The organism is Streptomyces sp. W1SF4, assembly GCF_003950035.1.
GTDB lineage: Bacteria > Actinomycetota > Actinomycetes > Streptomycetales > Streptomycetaceae > Streptomyces > Streptomyces racemochromogenes.
The window spans coordinates 5,026,908-5,043,919 of sequence record NZ_CP034350.1 but is presented as its reverse complement, the minus strand read 5'-3'; the positions used below and the strand labels follow the sequence as shown (position 1 = coordinate 5,043,919).

16 protein-coding genes and 1 riboswitch are annotated in these 17,012 nt (G+C 73.5%); of the genes, 7 read left to right on the top strand and 9 right to left on the bottom strand.

Translation table 11 applies throughout. The features are described 5' to 3' along the window. The first annotated feature begins 74 nt into the window (after positions 1-74). Positions 75-130, top strand: a riboswitch (cobalamin riboswitch). A gap of 164 nt (positions 131-294) precedes the next feature. Both D1J60_RS23690 and D1J60_RS23685 read left to right on the top strand, forming a co-directional pair. After that, positions 295-2,691, top strand: a complete 2,397-nt coding sequence (locus D1J60_RS23690) for a ribonucleoside-diphosphate reductase subunit alpha (protein WP_125822454.1) — start codon at positions 295-297, stop codon at positions 2,689-2,691. Further along, positions 2,691-3,707, top strand: a complete 1,017-nt coding sequence (locus D1J60_RS23685) for a ribonucleotide-diphosphate reductase subunit beta (protein WP_125822453.1) — start codon at positions 2,691-2,693, stop codon at positions 3,705-3,707. The genes D1J60_RS23690 and D1J60_RS23685 overlap by 1 nt, the downstream gene beginning before the upstream one ends. 217 nt (positions 3,708-3,924) lie before the next feature. Here D1J60_RS23685 and def read toward each other — a convergent pair whose 3' ends face one another. From def to D1J60_RS23645, 8 genes are all read right to left on the bottom strand, one after another. Beyond that, positions 3,925-4,560 (bottom strand): peptide deformylase, encoded by a 636-nt coding sequence (def, locus tag D1J60_RS23680; protein ID WP_125822452.1) that lies wholly within the window; start codon positions 4,558-4,560, stop codon positions 3,925-3,927. 58 nt (positions 4,561-4,618) lie between these two features. Beyond that, positions 4,619-5,614, bottom strand: coding sequence for a hypothetical protein (locus D1J60_RS23675; protein WP_125594283.1), 996 nt, complete (start codon positions 5,612-5,614; stop codon positions 4,619-4,621). Between the two features lie 127 nt (positions 5,615-5,741). Beyond that, positions 5,742-7,028, bottom strand: a complete 1,287-nt coding sequence (locus D1J60_RS23670; RefSeq protein WP_125822451.1) for an HD domain-containing protein — start codon at positions 7,026-7,028, stop codon at positions 5,742-5,744. Continuing rightward, a complete protein-coding gene (locus D1J60_RS23665) occupies positions 7,025-8,581 on the bottom strand; it encodes an HD-GYP domain-containing protein (protein WP_164720955.1) in 1,557 nt (518 codons plus the stop codon). Before D1J60_RS23665 ends, D1J60_RS23670 begins: the two co-directional genes overlap by 4 nt. Before the next feature lie 173 nt (positions 8,582-8,754). Further along, positions 8,755-9,057: a mycothiol system anti-sigma-R factor gene (rsrA, locus tag D1J60_RS23660; RefSeq protein ID WP_007266439.1), complete on the bottom strand. Its 303-nt coding sequence runs from the start codon at positions 9,055-9,057 to the stop codon at positions 8,755-8,757. Beyond that, positions 9,054-9,698 (bottom strand): sigma-70 family RNA polymerase sigma factor, encoded by a 645-nt coding sequence (locus D1J60_RS23655; RefSeq protein WP_007266438.1) that lies wholly within the window; start codon positions 9,696-9,698, stop codon positions 9,054-9,056. The genes rsrA and D1J60_RS23655 overlap by 4 nt, the downstream gene beginning before the upstream one ends. A 386-nt stretch (positions 9,699-10,084) precedes the next feature. Then, positions 10,085-10,723, bottom strand: coding sequence for an alpha/beta family hydrolase (locus D1J60_RS23650; protein ID WP_125822450.1), 639 nt, complete (start codon positions 10,721-10,723; stop codon positions 10,085-10,087). A gap of 219 nt (positions 10,724-10,942) precedes the next feature. Further along, the gene (locus tag D1J60_RS23645) at positions 10,943-11,758 is read right to left on the bottom strand and encodes an SOS response-associated peptidase (protein ID WP_125822449.1); all 816 of its coding nucleotides are present in this window, start codon (positions 11,756-11,758) and stop codon (positions 10,943-10,945) included. Between the two features lie 53 nt (positions 11,759-11,811). On the opposite strand from D1J60_RS23645, the gene D1J60_RS23640 reads away from it, so the two are divergent. The 4 genes from D1J60_RS23640 to D1J60_RS23625 all read left to right on the top strand — a co-directional run bounded on the left by D1J60_RS23640 (position 11,812) and on the right by D1J60_RS23625 (position 15,410). After that, a complete protein-coding gene (locus D1J60_RS23640) occupies positions 11,812-12,525 on the top strand; it encodes a M50 family metallopeptidase (RefSeq protein ID WP_125822448.1) in 714 nt (237 codons plus the stop codon). A gap of 53 nt (positions 12,526-12,578) precedes the next feature. Next, positions 12,579-13,937 carry a 3-phosphoshikimate 1-carboxyvinyltransferase gene (gene aroA / locus D1J60_RS23635; RefSeq protein ID WP_125594290.1) on the top strand — a complete coding sequence of 453 codons (1,359 nt, stop codon included), beginning with the start codon at positions 12,579-12,581 and terminating at the stop codon, positions 13,935-13,937. 10 nt (positions 13,938-13,947) lie between these two features. Continuing rightward, the gene (gene rsgA, locus D1J60_RS23630) at positions 13,948-14,958 is read left to right on the top strand and encodes a ribosome small subunit-dependent GTPase A (protein ID WP_125594291.1); all 1,011 of its coding nucleotides are present in this window, start codon (positions 13,948-13,950) and stop codon (positions 14,956-14,958) included. Between the two features lie 128 nt (positions 14,959-15,086). Continuing rightward, positions 15,087-15,410, top strand: a complete 324-nt coding sequence (locus tag D1J60_RS23625) for a multidrug efflux SMR transporter (RefSeq protein ID WP_007266432.1) — start codon at positions 15,087-15,089, stop codon at positions 15,408-15,410. On the opposite strand, the gene D1J60_RS23620 is transcribed toward D1J60_RS23625, so the two are convergent. Further along, positions 15,376-15,942 carry a TetR/AcrR family transcriptional regulator gene (locus tag D1J60_RS23620; protein ID WP_125594292.1) on the bottom strand — a complete coding sequence of 189 codons (567 nt, stop codon included), beginning with the start codon at positions 15,940-15,942 and terminating at the stop codon, positions 15,376-15,378. The genes D1J60_RS23625 and D1J60_RS23620 overlap by 35 nt on opposite strands. Before the next feature lie 136 nt (positions 15,943-16,078). Between D1J60_RS23620 and hisN the strand changes: the two genes are divergently transcribed. After that, positions 16,079-16,885 (top strand): histidinol-phosphatase, encoded by an 807-nt coding sequence (gene hisN, locus D1J60_RS23615; protein ID WP_125594293.1) that lies wholly within the window; start codon positions 16,079-16,081, stop codon positions 16,883-16,885. Positions 16,886-17,012 lie beyond the last annotated feature (127 nt).

The following is a 17,012-nucleotide window of genomic DNA, read 5'->3' as shown; positions in this document are numbered from 1 at the left end:
GCGCCGACACAACATGTGGTGGGTCGCGCACGGGCGGCCCCCCACATGTATGCTCATCCTCGCTGTCGCCGCAGGGGAATCCGGTGCGAATCCGGAACTGTCCCGCAACGGTATGAAAAGTCCGAGGACCTGCCGACAGTGCGCCCGGGTCGACCGAACCGGGTGCCGACACGTCCGGGCCTCGCGGTTGGGCCGGTGGACGCCATGTGGTGAGTACGCGATCCCGTCGCGCCCGCATGCGCCTCCGCGCCCCGCTCCGCCGACGGCCGGGCCGAGCGAGGGAGAGCTCCCGCCGTGACCATCGCGCCTTCCGCACCGCGCGCCGAGTCCGTTTCTGGCGACACCACCGAAGGCCCGGGGGCCGCGCTGCTGCGTACTCTCACCGAGCTGACCGCCGACCTCCCCGACACCGACCCCGGCCGGGTCGCCGCCGCCGCCCTGCGCGGCCGCAGCGCCTCCGCCGACGAGGCCGAGCTGCGCGGACTGGCCACCGAGGCCGCTGCGGGCCTGATCTCCGAGGACCCCGCCTACTCCCGGCTCGCCGCCCGCCTGCTGACGCTGGCCGTGGCCGACGAGGCCGCCGGCCAGGGCGCGACCTCCTTCGCCGAGTCCGTCGCCGTCGGCCACCGCGAGGGCCTGATCGCCGACCGCACCGCCGAGTTCGTCGCCGCCCACGCCGCCCGCCTGGACGCGCTGGTCGAGCACGCGCTCGCCGAGGGCGCGGACGACCGCTTCGGCTTCTTCGGCCTGCGCACCCTGCACAGCCGCTACCTGCTGCGCCACCCGATCACCCGCCAGGTGATCGAGACCCCGCAGTACTTCATGCTGCGCGTGGCCTGCGGCCTCGCCGAGGACGAGTCGGTCCAGGCCGTCGAGGAAGTCGCCTCGCTCTACACCCTGATGAGCCGGCTCGACTACCTGCCGTCCTCCCCCACGCTCTTCAACTCCGGCACCCGCCACCCGCAGATGTCCTCCTGCTACCTGCTGGACTCCCCGCTGGACGAGCTGGACTCGATCTACGACCGCTACCACCAGGTGGCGCGCCTGTCCAAGCACGCCGGCGGCATCGGCCTCTCGTACTCCCGCATCCGCGCCCGCGGTTCGCTGATCCGCGGCACCAACGGCCACTCCAACGGCATCGTGCCGTTCCTGAAGACCCTCGACGCCTCCGTCGCCGCCGTGAACCAGGGCGGCCGCCGCAAGGGCGCCGCCGCCGTCTACCTGGAGACCTGGCACGCGGACATCGAGGAGTTCCTGGAGCTCCGCGACAACACCGGCGAGGACCAGCGCCGTACGCACAACCTCAACCTCGCCCACTGGATCCCGGACGAGTTCATGCGCCGCGTGAACGCCGACGCCGACTGGTCGCTGTTCTCCCCGGCCGACGTCCCCGAGCTGGTGGACCTGTACGGCGACGAGTTCGACGCCGCCTACGTCAAGGCGGAGGCGGCCGGCCTCGCCAAGAAGACCATGCCGGCCCGCGACCTGTACGGCCGCATGATGCGCACCCTCGCGCAGACCGGCCAGGGCTGGATGACCTTCAAGGACGCCTCCAACCGGACCGCGAACCAGACCGCGCTGCCCGGCACCGTCGTCCACTCCTCCAACCTCTGCACCGAGATCATCGAGGTCACCAACGACGGCGAGACCGCCGTCTGCAACCTCGGATCGGTCAACCTCGGCGCGTTCGTCGCCGACGGCGAGATGGACTGGGCGCGCCTGGACGAGACCGTCCGCACCGCCGTGACCTTCCTCGACCGCGTGGTGGACATCAACTTCTACCCGACCGAGCAGGCCGGCCGTTCCAACGCCAAGTGGCGTCCGGTGGGCCTGGGCGCGATGGGTCTCCAGGACGTCTTCTTCAAGCTGCGCCTGCCCTTCGACTCGGCCGCGGCGAAGGCCCTGTCCACGAAGATCGCCGAGCGGATCATGCTGGCCGCGTACGAGGCCTCCTGCGACCTCGCCGAGCGCTCCGGCCCGCTCCCGGCCTGGGCCGAGACCCGCACCGCCCAGGGCGTCCTGCACCCGGACCACTACGAGACCGAGCGCCACTGGCCCGAGCGCTGGGAGGCCCTGCGCGCCCGCGTCGCGAAGACCGGCATGCGCAACTCCCTGCTGCTGGCCATCGCCCCGACGGCGACGATCGCCTCGATCGCGGGCGTGTACGAGTGCATCGAGCCGCAGGTCTCCAACCTCTTCAAGCGTGAGACCCTCAGCGGCGAGTTCCTCCAGGTCAACGGCTACCTGGTGGAGGACCTCAAGAAGCTCGGCGTGTGGGACGCGCAGACCCGCGAGGCGCTGCGCGACTCCTCGGGCTCCGTCCAGGGCCTCGGCTGGATCCCGGCCGAGATCCGCGAGCTGTACCGCACGGCGTGGGAGATCCCGCAGCGCGGCCTGATCGACATGGCGGCGGCCCGTACGCCGTACCTGGACCAGAGCCAGTCGCTGAACCTGTTCCTGGAGACGCCCACCATCGGCAAGCTCAGCTCGATGTACGCGTACGCCTGGAAGCAGGGCCTGAAGACCACCTACTACCTGCGCTCGCGCCCGGCGACGAAGATCGCCCGCGCGGCCTCCGGCGCCGCCGCCGTCCCGGCCGCCGCCACCCCCACCCAGCTGCCCCAGGCCCTCGACGCCGAGGCGCTGGCCTGCTCCCTTGAGAACCCCGAGTCCTGCGAGGCCTGCCAGTAATGAGCTCCACCGACAAGAAGAACCTCCTCGACCCGGGCTTCGAGCTCACGCTCCGCCCGATGCGCTACCCGGACTTCTACGAGCGCTACCGGGACGCGATCAAGAACACCTGGACGGTGGAGGAGGTCGACCTCCACTCCGACGTCGCCGACCTGGCGAAGCTGACGCCGGCCGAGCAGCACATGATCGGCCGCCTGGTCGCGTTCTTCGCGACGGGCGACTCGATCGTGGCGAACAACCTGGTCCTGACGCTGTACAAGCACATCAACTCCCCGGAGGCGCGCCTGTACCTGTCGCGCCAGCTGTTCGAGGAGGCCGTGCACGTCCAGTTCTACCTGACGCTGCTGGACACCTACCTGCCCGACCCGGACGACCGCGCGGCGGCCTTCGACGCGGTCGAGAACATCCCGTCGATCCGCGAGAAGGCGCAGTTCTGCTTCAAGTGGATGGACTCGGTCGAGAAGATCGACCAGCTGGAGACGGCCTCCGACCGGCGCCGCTTCCTGCTGAACCTGATCTGCTTCGCCGCGTGCATCGAGGGCCTGTTCTTCTACGGCGCCTTCGCGTACGTGTACTGGTTCCGCTCGCGCGGCCTGCTGCACGGCCTGGCGACCGGCACCAACTGGGTGTTCCGGGACGAAAGCGCCCACATGAGCTTCGCCTTCGAGGTCATCGACACGGTCCGCAAGGAGGAGCCGGAGCTCTTCGACGACGCGCTCCAGCAGCAGGTCACCGACATGCTGAAGGAGGCCGTCGAGGCGGAGCTCCAGTTCGGCCGCGACCTGTGCGGTGACGGCCTGCCGGGCATGAACACCGACTCGATGCGCGAGTACCTGGAGTGCGTCGCCGACCAGCGCCTGGTGCGCCTCGGCTTCCCGCCGGTGTACGGCTCGCAGAACCCGTTCTCCTTCATGGAGCTGCAGGGCGTCCAGGAGCTGACGAACTTCTTCGAGCGCCGCCCGTCGGCCTACCAGGTCGCCGTGGAGGGCACGGTCGACCTGGACGAGGACTTCTAGACCCGGCAGGGTGGCCCGCCCCGACCCAACGGCCGGTAATCGACCGTGACTTGACATTCGGGGCGGGCGGGTCTGGCCGGGCCCCGGCGACGGTGATGTCATCCGGGTGCGCCCGACCGCGCCCCGCACCTCGCGCGCCGGCCGCTCCCCCCACAGACGAAGGCCCCGCTCCGGAACCGGAGCGGGGCCTTCGTACGCGTGCGGCGCGCGGCCGGGATCAGTCGTTCGGGACGACCTCGTAGCGCGGGGTGTTCTCCGCCATCTGGCGCAGCGCGTCCTTGCGGTCGCGCTTCGAAAGGCGGTCGATGTACAGGTAGCCGTACAGGTGGTCCGTCTCGTGCTGGAGGCAGCGGGCGAAGTAGCCGGTGCCGCGGACCTTGATCGGGTTGCCCTGGGCGTCCTGGCCGGTGACCTCGGCGTAGTCCGGGCGGGCCAGCGAGGCGTACGCGGTCGGGACCGACAGGCAGCCCTCGTTCGAGTCGTCCAGCACGCGGTTCGCGGCGGGCAGCTCCACGAGCCTGGGGTTGACCACGACGCCGGTGTGGCGCACGCCGTCGTCGTCCGGGCAGTCGTAGACGAAGACCTTGGCGTCCACGCCGATCTGGTTGGCGGCCAGGCCCACGCCCTCGGCGGTCTTCTGGCTGGCGAACATGTCGTCGATCAGCCGGGCCAGCTCGTCGCCGAACTCGGTGACGTCCTTGCACTCGCGGTGCAGCACCGGGTTGCCGACCACCGTGATCGGGCGGGAGGTGCCGCGCTCGCGGTAGGCCAGCTCGCGCGCCTCACAGTCCTCGGTGTCCACGACGTAGCCCTCGTCGTCGATCGGGGTCACCTGGTTCTCCTGCTGCGCCATGTCCGCCGTACGCCTTCCCTCAAGTCCGTGGTGTGCCCGTACAGCCTACGGCCCGGGGTCAGCAGACTTCCTCCAGATCCCGCCACTCGCGGCTGTCGGGGCCGTCGGCGACCCAGCTGTCCAGCAGTCCGCGCACCAGGCCGGCCGGGGCCGCGATGCCGCACTCGCGTTCGGGCACCCACAGGGAGCCGGATCCGGCCGTGCGGTGGCCCAGCGGGCCGGGGTGGCCCGGTTCGCTGTGGTCGTGCGGGTCCAGGTGGTCGCCGTTGTCCTCGCCGCTGGGCATCGCGCTCTCCGAACAGGTCCGGCACAGCAGCCGCACCGAGGACGACCAGTCCTCGGCGGCGAAGCCGGCGTCCGAGGCCAGCTGCTCCAGGGCGTCGCGGTCGGCCTCGGTGGCCGCCTCCAGCAGCACCACCCAGGTCGGCACCGGCGAGGGCGCCCACAGCTCGATCTCGTCGAAGACCGGGTACGAGGGGCCGGCCGCGGTGATCCGCTCGCCGTGCGGCACCCCGTCGTGCAGGACGACCTCGCCCCAGCGCCGTCCCGAGGAGGGCAGCGGGATGGACAGGACCTCCATCCGGGCCGGATCGAGCCTGCGGCCCCACACGACCTCGGCCTCGCCCTCGGGCGACAGCCGTACGGCCGCGCTGCCCAGTTCCATGCCCACCGGCTCGCCCGTGCCGGCCGTGCTGTGCGGGTCGCCGGGCACCTTCAGCCCGTACGCCTGCCAGGCCCGGCGGGCCAGCGGCCAGTCCTGCAGCGCGGTCGCGGCGATGCCCACGTTCCACCAGTCCGGGGCGCCGGTCTCCCGGTCGAGCAGGGCCACGGCGCGCAGTCCGGCGGCCCTGGCCTGCTCCCAGTCGTGCCGGAACTTGTGCAGGAGTGCCAGGTTGAACCAGGACTCGGACAGCCAGGGCTCCAGGTCGGCAGCCCTGGTCAGCAGCGCGCCGGCGTCCTCGTACCGGCCGTCGCCGATCAGGGTGAACGCGCGGTCGGTGGCCTGCCGCCACGAGGCGGAGGGCCGATGCCGTACCTTCCCGAAGATCCTCACGATTCCCGCCTGGTTGGGGGCACCCCCAGCGGTGGCTGGGGGCCGGGTGCAGCTCTGCGCACACCCTCACGGACACTCCTACTGCATCCAACCATGCCCGCTCGGACGGCCGCTCATTACCCATGGGTTACCCCGGCGGAACGGGTACGACTCTGCCGCGTCCGCCCCTGGCCAGAACCCTCGCCAGGGACTCCACGACCTCCGGCTGGTAGTCGCGCCCGGTACCCAGGCGCAGCTGTTCGAGGGCGGCCAGTGAGCCGCCCGGGTGACGGCCGCCGCCCGCCAGGTCGTCGTACGCGTTGGCCGCGCGCACGATCCGGGCGGCGACGGGCTGCTCGCGGTACGGGTCCGCCTGGCGTTCCACGATCACCGCGACCTCCGCCGGCACCCCGGTCTGGCGGGCCACCTCGCCGCCCAGCTCCGCGATCCGGCGGGCCTCGGCGGCGGGCAGCCCGGCGGTGGCCCCGGCGGGGACGGGGTCGACGAGCGAGAGCTGGCCGATGTCGTGCATCAGCGCGGCGTACTCCAGGACCGTGAGCTCCCGCTCCGACAGGCCCAGCTCGCGGCCGACGGCGCAGCTGAGGGCGGCGACCCGGCGGGCGTGCCCGGGGGCGGTGTACCCGGCGATCTCGGTGGCCCGGGCGAGGGAGGTGATGGTCTGGCGGTAGGTGGTGCGGACGGCGGTGATCCGGTGGAAGGACATCTGGGTCAGCAGCAGCGGCACGCAGAACACCGGAAGGGCCCACAGGCCGGCCACCGCCACCCCGAGGGCCATCACGACGCCGGTGGCGCAGATCGCCGAGCCGGCGCCGGGCAGGGCGCGCAGCTCGTCGCGGAGCAGGGGCGCGTACGGCCAGCCCGTGCGGGCCACGGCGGTGGCGGCGGCGAGGGCGGCGTCGCACAGGGCGGTGAGGCCGAGCAGGAGCAGCAGGAACAGGACGAGGTACGGGCCCTGCCCGAGCCGTTCGCCGAGCCGCCCGGAGTTGTACAGGGGCTGGAAGCAGGCGGCGGCGAAGGCCACCGTGAGGACCCGGCGGGCCACGTGGTCCAGGGCCGGGCCGTGGCCGCGGGCGATGTGCGGGACGGTGCCGGCGAGCGCGGCCGCGACGACGACGGCGACGGTCTGGAGCACCCCGTGGTGGGTGGGGTGCCCGGCGTTGTGGCCGAGCAGGGCGTACGCGAGGGCCCCGGCGGAGCCGAGCGGTGCGGGCCGGCCGTACCCGGCGGCCCCGGCGCCCCCGCCGGCGCGGGCCGGGCGGTGGTCGCGGCGGGCGAGTTCGCCGAGGGCGACCAGGGTGCCGAAGGCGAGGGCGGTGCCGGGCTCGACGACGCCGGTCCACAGGGTGTGGCCCAGCGCGGCGGCGGTGAGCACCCCCGCGGCGGCGCGGACGGCCCAGCCGGCGAGGGCCCTCACCGGCCACCGCCGGCCCGCCCGGCCGGATCACGCCCGGCGGGACGGGCGGCCCGCGCCCCGGCGGCTCCGTCCCCGGGGCCGGTGCCGGCGCCGTCCCCGACCGCGTCCTCGGGGCCCGCCGCGGCCTCCTGCCGCGGCGGGCCCGGGGCGGCCGGGGCAGCCGGGGCCGCCGGGGCAGCCGGGGCAGCCGGCGCGGCCGGGGTGGCCGGGATGACCTGGAGGTCCTCGTCCGAGGTGACCACGGGGTGCCAGCCGTGCCGGCCGATGGCGGCGACCAGGGCCCGCACCATCGCCGGGTCGAACTGCGCCCCCGCGCAGCGCTCCAGCTCCGCGAGGGCGGTGGCCACCGGCCGGGCCCGGCTGTAGGAGCGCGTGGAGGTCATGGCGTCGAAGGAGTCGGCCACCGCCACCACCCGGGCCAGGACCGGGATCTGCTCGCCGCTGAGCCCGTACGGGTAGCCGGAGCCGTCGACCCGCTCGTGATGGTGCAGGATCGCGGACCGGGCCTCCCCGAGGAAGCCGATGCCGCGCACCATCTCGTGCCCGTACTCGGGGTGCAGTTCGATGGTCCGGCGCTCCTCCGGGGTGAGCGGGCCGTCCTTGCGCAGCAGCCGGGTCGGCACGCCGAGCTTGCCGACGTCGTGCAGGATCCCGGCGATCCGGACCACTTCGAGGCGGTCGTCGCGCATGCCCAGCTCGCGGGCGATCATGGCGGAGGCCTGGCCCACCCGTTCGCTGTGTCCGCGCGTGTAGCGGTCCTTGATGTCGACGGCCTGGACGAGGGCGCGGATCGTGGCCCGGTGCGCGGCGCGCTCGCGGTGGTACTGGGCGAAGACCCAGCAGGAGATGTACACCGGCAGCAGGACGAGCAGCGCGGCCGGGACCCCGTAGGGGCTGCGCCACATGACGGCCATCATCAGGCCGGCGAGCCCGTGCACGCAGTGCGGGGCGAGGGAACCGGTGGCGAGTCCGCGCCAGGCGGTGGCGGCGGGCCGGCCCTCGGCGGCGGCGAGGACGGCACCGTCGAGGGCGGTGAGCACCAGGCAGAAGACGCCGGCCGCGACGGCGGCGGGGAGCATCACGTACGGGAAGTCGGCCACCCAGTCGACGGGGCCGGCGCCGGGCGGTGCCGCGGGGGCGCCGCCCCGGCCGGTGAGGGCCTCGCGGCCGCCGAGGAGTCCGTAGGCCCGCCCGGCCGCCCACGCGGCGGTCGCCTGCTGGGCGGCGTGCCAGATCCGGCGGACCCCGGCGGGCCGCCGCACGACGCGCTGCGCGAGTCCGCCCGGCACGGCCACGAGCGCGGCGGCCGACGGCGGCAGCAGGAAGACGGCGGCCATCACCACCGGGAAGAAGGAGCCGATGCCCTCGGGGACCCGACGGCCCAGGACGGGGAGGTTCCGTGCCGACTCGCAGCCCAGGTAGAGGAGGGCCAGCAGGGTGACGGCGGGCCAGGGCGTCGCGGAGCCCGCGAGGAGGGCCGGGGCCGCGCAGGCCGCGGCCGCGAGGACGGCGGCGAGGACGCAGGCGCGCGCCATCGGCGGAAGTACCCGCATGGCGCTCTCCTCCCCCAGGGGCCGGGAAAACCGGGTACCGGAAGTGAGCGGTACCGCGAGGGGAGAATAGGTCGGCCCCCGAACGGAGCGGGGCACATTTTCGCATTGCGCCGTACGGGCGCCCCCGGATTAGCACCTTCGAGTGAACGAAGTGGCTTTCCGGGGGCGGTGGTTCAGCCGGTCGCGGGCCCGGCGGTGATGTCACCTTCGGGCACGGCCTGGCCCGAACGGATGAGTTCGATCCGTCCCATGACCTTCGAGCGGAGATCGCTCGGTACGTCGTCCGATCCGCAGCAGCGCTTGACCAGCTTCTTCACGGCCTGTTCCAGGCCGTACTTCTCCAGACAGGGATTGCATTCGCCGAAGTGCGTCTCGAACTTCGTGCAGTCACTGTCGGGCATCTCGTGGTCCAGGAACTCGTACAGATGATCCAGGACCTCGGCGCACTCCGTCTCGTGCGGCTCTCCGCAGCTCATGAGCCCGAGCCTTTCAGGTCGTTCGACTCTCCCGCGCCGGCGGGGACCAGCCCGCGCTCGCGGGCATAGTCCTCCAGCATTCCGCGGAGTTGACGGCGCCCACGGTGCAGCCGCGACATGACCGTACCGATGGGTGTACCCATGATGTCCGCGATCTCCTTGTACGCAAAGCCCTCTACGTCGGCAAGATAGACCGCGATGCGGAACTCCTCCGGAATGGCCTGGAGCGCTTCCTTCACGTCCGAATCGGGCAGGTGGTCGAGCGCCTGCGATTCGGCGGAACGCAGACCGGTCGACATGTGCGACTCGGCGCGCGCCAGCTGCCAGTCCTCGATCTCCTCGGCCGCGCTGCGCTGCGGCTCGCGCTGCTTCTTGCGGTAGGAGTTGATGAACGTGTTGGTCAGAATGCGGTAGAGCCACGCCTTGAGGTTGGTGCCCTCGCGGAACTGGTGGAAGGACGCGTACGCCTTCGCGTAGGTCTCCTGGACCAGGTCCTCGGCATCGGCCGGGTTACGCGTCATGCGCAGCGCGGCGGAGTACATCTGGTCGAGGTAGCCGAGGGCGTCCCGCTCGAAACGCGCGTTGCGCTCCGCGGTCGTCTCCTGTGCCTGGCCTTCGTCGGTCCCAGCGACAGGACCCACCTCCTCCGACAGCGTGGCGGCTCCGAAAGCGGATCCGCTCGAATCGGAGAATAGTCGACCTTCCCGGCCCTCCGCCGCCCGAAGCGACTCGCGCTTGGGGGCGGGCAGCACCGTCCATTCCAGGTCAGCGGCCTGCGGGCGGTTCTGGCTGATGACCTGGGTCATGCGCTCCCTCTCCTCCGACGTCTTTCCCCTGCGTTCCGACATTCCCCACAACAGGCGGCCGGGGCAGCGCATTCCCCGGCGCGCCAAGGGTTTTCGCCGGATTCCGCGGCCGGGCGGGACCGGGTGAGCGGGGTCACGCCGGAATCTGTCAGGTCCGGCCCCCGGCCCCGTCCGGGGCTGCTCTGCCCGGGCGCCCGTCGCGGGTCCGGCCGGGGTGCCGGTCAGCCCGTGAGGCGGGCGAGCCAGGGGGCCGCGGCGTCCGTGATGACCGCCAGGGCCTCTTCCTGCGTCAGGGCCGCCTTCTTCGGCACGGCGAAGCCGTGGTCCCCGGAGGGGACCTCCACCAGCTCGTACTCCCCCGCCGGGAACTCCTCCGGCCGCCCGAACGGGTCCCGGCCGCCCTGCACCACCAGGGCGGGCCGCCCCGCGCCCAGCAGCTCCTCGGCGCGGGACTTCTCCGGCCTGCCCGGCGGGTGCAGCGGGAACGACAGCGCGAGCACCCCGGCCGCGCCCAGCTCGGCCGCGGTCCGGCAGGCCACCCGGGCCCCGGCGCTGCGCCCGCCGGCCACCACGGGCAGGCCGGGCCGCTCCAGCGCGGGCCACACGGCCCGCCAGCCCTCGTCCAGCACCTTGGGCGCGGCGGCGACCTTCTTCCCGGCGACCCGCCAGGGCTGCTCGACCAGGGCGACGGTGACGCCCCGGGCGGGCAGTGCCGCGGCCAGCGCCTGGAGGTCGCGGGCCTCGATGCCGCCGCCGGCGCCGTGGCCCAGCGCCAGCACCAGCTTCGCGGCGCGGGCGGTGTGCCAGGTGATCCGGGCCTCGCCGACGGGGGCGTCCACGCTCTCGGTACGGGTGCTCATGGGCCCATCCTGCCGGGCCGCCCCGCCCGAGTCCGGCAAGGGCACCCCCGGGGGGGGCTAGGCCGTGTCTTTCGGATCAGGCCGGATCAGCCGGCGGCGGCTGGTGCCGTGCATCGCAAGGCCGAGGAGGGAGGCGACGCGGAGCGTCGTCGACCGACGAGAACGCGGCGAGGCGCGGTGCCAGGCGCCGCCGGCCCGGCCTGATCCGAAAGACACGGCCTAGAAGAGGGTCGCCTCCTCGGGGCCCTCCAGCTCCCTGAGCAGCTCCGGGCCGTTGTTGCGGACGCTGCTCACGGCCGTGGCGACCGGGTAGGCCCGCATCAGCCCGCCCGGCGGGGGCGCCAGCAGGTCCCGCAGCCCGTCCTCGTCGGTCCGGGCGGGGTCCAGCCAGGCGTCCCAGCGGTCCGGGGTCAGCATCAGCGGCATCCGGGGGTGGATCTCGGAGAGCGAGCGCGGCCCCTCGGCGGGCGCCACCCCGAGCGGGGTGGTCTCCGCCTCGGCGGTGATCACCGAGCAGGTGGCCCACCAGGCGCGGGGGTGGTCGGCGGGCAGGGTCCCGTCGCGCCAGAACTCGTAGATCCCGGCCATCGCGAAGACGGAGCCGTCGGCGGGGAGCACGAAGTAGGGCTGCTTGCGGGCCCGCTTGCGCTTCCCCTCGACCTCCAGCTCCCGCTCCTCGTGCGCGGTGACCCATTCGTAGTACCCGTCGGCGGGGACGATGCAGCGCCGCTGTGCGAAGGGGCGGCGGAAGGACGGCTTCTCGTGCAGGGTCTCCGACCGGGCGTTGATCATCCGGGCCGCGCCCTCGGGGTTCTGCGCCCAGGAGGGGACCAGGCCCCACTTCAGGACCCGCAGCTGGCGAACCGGACGGGGGTCCCGCGCGTCTTTCAGGGGGCGGTCGAGGACGACGTGGACCTCCTTGGTCGGCGCCACGTTCCAGTCGGGGGCCAGGGTCTCGCCCGGCTCCCACCTCTCGATCCCGAATATCCCCGCCAGCTCCTGGGGCGTCCGACTCGCCGCAAACCTTCCGCACATGGCTGACACACTGCCATGGACCCGACACCCGACCGCAAGGAGTCCGCCACTCCATGGACAGCAGCACGACGGCCGGCCTCTGGGACCGGCTCACCGGAATACAGGCCGAGCCCGCCTTCTGGCTGGTGGTGGCGACGGGACTGGCCGCGCTCGCGGTCGTGGCGCCCCGCCCGGTGTGGCTGGTGGCCCGCAACGCGATCACCATCGCGCACGAGGGCGGCCACGGGCTGCTCGCCCTGCTGACCGGGCGCCGGCTCACCGGGATCCGGCTGCACTCCGACACCAGCGGGGTCACCCTCAGCTGGGGCAAGCCGACCGGGATCGGCATGGTCCTGATGCTCGCCGCCGGCTACACGGCGCCCGCGCTGCTGGGCCTGGGCGGGGCGGCCCTGCTGGCGGCGCACCGGATCACCCTGCTGCTGTGGGCGGCGACCGCCCTGCTGCTGGTGATGCTGGTGATGGTCCGGAACGCGTACGGGCTGCTGACGGTGGTGCTCACCGGCGGGACCTTCCTGCTGGTGTCCTGGAAGGCGCCGGAGGCGGTGCAGGCGGCCTTCGCGTACGCGGTGGTGTGGTTCCTGCTGCTGGGCTCGGTGCGGCCGGTGTTCGAGCTCCAGGCGCAGCGCCGCGGCGGGGCGGCGCCGGAGTCCGACGCGGACCAGCTGGGCCGGCTCACGCACGTGCATCCCATCGCCTGGCTGCTCCTGTTCCACACGGTCACCCTGTGCTGCCTCATCGGCGGAGGACGCTGGCTGCTCGCCCTCTGAGACGGGGCCGCCGTCCAGATCCGGGGCCGTGGGAAGCCACTAAAGTAAGGGCCATGACCGAGACCCCCGCGCTCCACGACCTCTGGCCCGCTCCGTTCGCGGAGGCGGCCGTCCACGCCACCGTCACCGTGCCGGGGTCCAAATCGGTCACCAACCGCGCCCTCGTGCTCGCCGCCCTCGCCGCCGAGCCGGGCTGGGTGCGCCGCCCGCTGCGCTCGCGCGACTCCCAGCTGATGTCGGACGCCCTGCGGGCGCTCGGCGTCGGCATCGAGGAGACCGTCTCCTCCAGCTCCGCCGACGGCGACAGCGGCGAGGCCTGGCGGATCATCCCGGCGGCCCTGCACGGCCCCGCCACCGTCGACGTCGGCAACGCGGGCACGGTCATGCGCTTCCTGCCGCCCGTGGCCACCCTGGCCGACGGCGACATCCGCTTCGACGGCGACCCGCGCTCCTACGAGCGCCCCCTCGGCCAGGTCATCACCGCGCTGCGCGCGCTCGGTGCCCGGATCGACGACGACGGCCGGGGCGCGCTGCCCATGACCGTCCAGGGCGGCGGGGCCCTGGAGGGCGGAACGGTCGAGATCGACGCCTCCAACTCCTCCCAGTTCGTCTCGGCGCTGCTGCTGTCCGCGCCGCGCTTCAACCAGGGCGTCGAGGTCCGGCACGTGGGCGGCAGGCTGCCGTCGATGCCGCACATCCGGATGACCGTGGACATGCTGCGCGCGGCGGGCGCCCAGGTCGACACCCCCGAGGCCGGCGGCGAGAAGGACGTGTGGCGGGTGACGCCGGGCGCGCTCCTCGGCCGGGACCTGGTCGTCGAACCGGACCTGTCCAACGCCCAGCCCTTCATGGCCGCGGCGCTGATCACCGGCGGCACGGTCACCATCCCGGACTGGCCGCTGCGCACCACGCAGCCCGGTGACGCGCTGCGCGAGATCTTCACCGCGATGGGCGGCTCCTGCGAGCTGACCGAGGCGGGCCTGGTGTTCACCGGCACCGGCAAGATCCACGGCATCGACGTGGACCTGGGCGAGGTCGGCGAGCTGACCCCGGGCATCGCGGCCGTCGCCGCGCTCGCGGACTCGGAGTCGGTCCTGCGGGGCGTCGCGCACCTGCGGCTGCACGAGACGGACCGGCTGGCGGCGCTGACCGCGGAGATCAACGGTCTCGGCGGTGACGTCACCGAGACCGAGGACGGCCTGCGCATCCGCCCGCGCAAGCTGCACGGCGGCGTGTTCCACACCTACGACGACCACCGCATGGCCACGGCCGGCGCGGTGATCGGCCTGGCGGTGCCGGGTGTGGAGATCGAGAACGTGGCGACGACCGCGAAGACCCTGCCGGACTTCCCCGGGATGTGGGCCGGCATGCTCGGTCGAGCTCCGCGAGGCACGACGGGAGCGGGAGCGTAGGGGCCCGGTCATGCGCAGGTACGGCAAGCACACCGACGAGGACGACATCCGCCAGCGCCCGAACCCCAAGGGCAACCGGGCGCGGACGAACATCCGGCCCAAGCACGAGGACGCCGCGGACGGCTTCGTCCTCACCGTGGACCGCGGCAGGCTGACCTGCCTGGTCGAGGACCGCAAGATCACCGCCATGAAGGCGCGCGAGCTGGGCCGCAAGGCGGCGGTGGTCGGCGACCACGTGTCGCTCGTCGGCGACCTGTCCGGCAAGAAGGACACCCTGGCGCGGATCGTGCGGATCCAGGAGCGCAAGTCCGTGCTGCGGCGCACCGCGGACGACGACGACCCGTACGAGCGGGTGGTCGTCGCCAACGCCGACCAGCTGGCCATCGTCACGGCGCTGGCCGACCCGGAGCCGCGGCCCCGGATGATCGACCGCTGTCTGGTGGCGGCGTACGACGCGGGGCTGGAGCCCCTGCTGGTCCTGACCAAGTCCGACCTGACCTCCGCGGACAAGATCCTGGAGGTGTACTCGACCTTCGGCCTGGACTACGTGGTCACCAACCGCGAGGAGCTGGAGACGGGCGACGCGGCCGAGCGGGTGCGCGAGCGCCTGGAGGGCCGGATCACCGCGTTCGTCGGCCACTCCGGGGTCGGCAAGACGACCCTGGTGAACTCGCTCGTCGCCGAGGGCCGCCAGCGGGCCACCGGCCACGTCAACGCCGTGACCGGCCGCGGCCGGCACACCACCACCTCGGCGCTCGCGCTGCCGCTGCCCTCCGGGGACGGCTGGGTCATCGACACCCCGGGCGTGCGCTCCTTCGGGCTGCACCACGTGGACCCGTCCCGGGTGGTCCTGGCCTTCCCGGATCTGGTGCCGGGCACGGAGGAGTGCCCGCGCGCGTGCAGCCACGACGAGCAGGACTGCGCGCTGGACCGGTGGGTGGAGGAGGGCCACGCGGACCCCGCGCGGCTGTACTCGCTGCGGCGGCTGCTGCGGACCCGCGAGCGCCGCGAGGGCGACTGACCGCGGTCCGGCGCCGTGCCGTCCGGCGCCGGGCTGACCGTCCGGCGGGGTTTGCCGCCGGCCGCGTCTGGTAAATGCATAATCGCACCAAGTGGCGCCGAGTCACCTGACGCGGGGAGGCGTACGCCATGGCGTGGCTGCTGGTCGTGGTCGCCGGGATCCTGGAGACGGGCTTCGCGGTCTGCCTCAAGCTCTCCCACGGGTTCACCCGGCTGTGGCCGACGATCGCCTTCGCGTGCTTCGCCCTCGGCAGCTTCGGGCTGCTGACCCTGGCGCTGAAGAAGCTGGACGTGGGTCCGGCGTACGCGGTGTGGACGGGCATCGGGGCGGCCGGGACGGCGATCTACGGCATGGTCTTCCTGGGCGACCTGGTCTCCACCCTCAAACTCGTCTCGATCACCCTGGTGATCCTCGGGGTCATCGGCCTCCAGCTCTCCGGTTCGGCACACTGAGCAGCCGCAGCAGTTCCACCGCCGCCGGCTCCTGGCCCGGCTCCCCCGGCGCGACCACGTAGGACAGCGCGAGCCGTACCGCGAGCTCGCAGCGGCGGGCCGGCTCCTGCGGCAGCGCGGCGGCGGCCCGGTCGCGGGCCGCACGGGTCAGCTCCCCCGGCCCGAGCGCCTGCCGTCCCCCGGCCGGGGGCGGCGAGGGCAGGCCCGGCCCCCAGGAGCCCGTCAGCAGGGCCCGTACGAGGACCCGGGCGCGGGCCGCCCGTACGGTCCACTCGGCGACGGCGGCGAGCCGCTCGGCGGAACCGCGCGCGGCGGGAGCGGCCAGCGCCCGCTCCACCCCGTCGAGGTACCACTCGGCGGCGCGGCGTACCAGGGCCCGGCCCAGGCCCGCCTTGCCGCCGAACTCGTTGTAGAGGGTCTGTCGCGACACCCCGGCGGCGGCCGCGACCTCGACCATCCGCACGGCCGGCCAGGGCCGTGCGGCCAGTGCGGCCTCGGCCGCCTGCAGCAGGGACTCACGGGCCGTCGGCATCGCCACCTCCCCGCTGGGTTCGCCCGCCGCGCATCCCCACCAGGGTTGACGGACCGCCAGATCCCGTCAAGGGCGCATCCCGGCCGCACTGTGGACTGCGCCCACCGGGCCCGGCGACTCTCGGTACTGTTCGGTCATGTCCACATATGCCGATGACCTGCGCCTCGCCCTCGAACTCGCCGACGCGGCGGACGCCACCACGATGCAGCGCTTCCGCGCCCTCGACCTCCAGGTCGAGACGAAGCCGGACATGACGCCGGTGACCGAGGCCGACCGGGCCGCCGAGGAGGTCGTCCGGGCCGGGATCGAGGCCGCGCGCCCCGACGACGCGATCCTCGGCGAGGAGTACGGGCTGAAGGGCGGCGGGCCGCGCCGGTGGGTCGTGGACCCGATCGACGGCACGAAGAACTACGTGCGCGGGGTCCCGGTCTGGGCGACGCTGATCTCCCTGATGGAGGAGGGCGCGGACGGGGTGTTCCGCCCGGTCGTCGGCGTGGTGTCGGCCCCGGCGCTGGGCCGCCGCTGGTGGGCCTCGGAGGGCGGCGGCGCCTTCGCGGGCGGCGCGCTGGGTGAGCCGGCCGGGCCGGTGTCGGTGTCGAAGGTGGCCTCCCTGGGCGACGCCTCGTTCGCGTACTCCTCGCTGGGCGGCTGGGAGGAGCAGGGCCGGCTCGCGGGCTTCCTGGACCTGACGCGCGCGTGCTGGCGTACGCGGGCGTACGGCGATTTCTGGCCGTACATGATGGTCGCGGAGGGCTCGCTCGACCTGTGCGCCGAGCCGGAGCTGAACCTGTGGGACATGGCCGCCGTCGCGGTCGTGGTCCAGGAGGCGGGCGGCCGGTTCACCAGCCTGGACGGGGTGGACGGGGTGGACGGCGGCAACGCGGTGGCCTCGAACGGCCTGCTGCACGACGAGATGCTCGGGTACCTGAACCGCGGGGCCTGACGCCACCGCGGGACCGAGGCCGCAGACCGGGGGCACGCCCGGCGCCCTCGCGCGCCGAGCGTGCCCTCTTGATGACTTTCCGTGTCCGTGGGAATCTGAGCATCCCCCCGCTTGTGCGCTTGTGAAC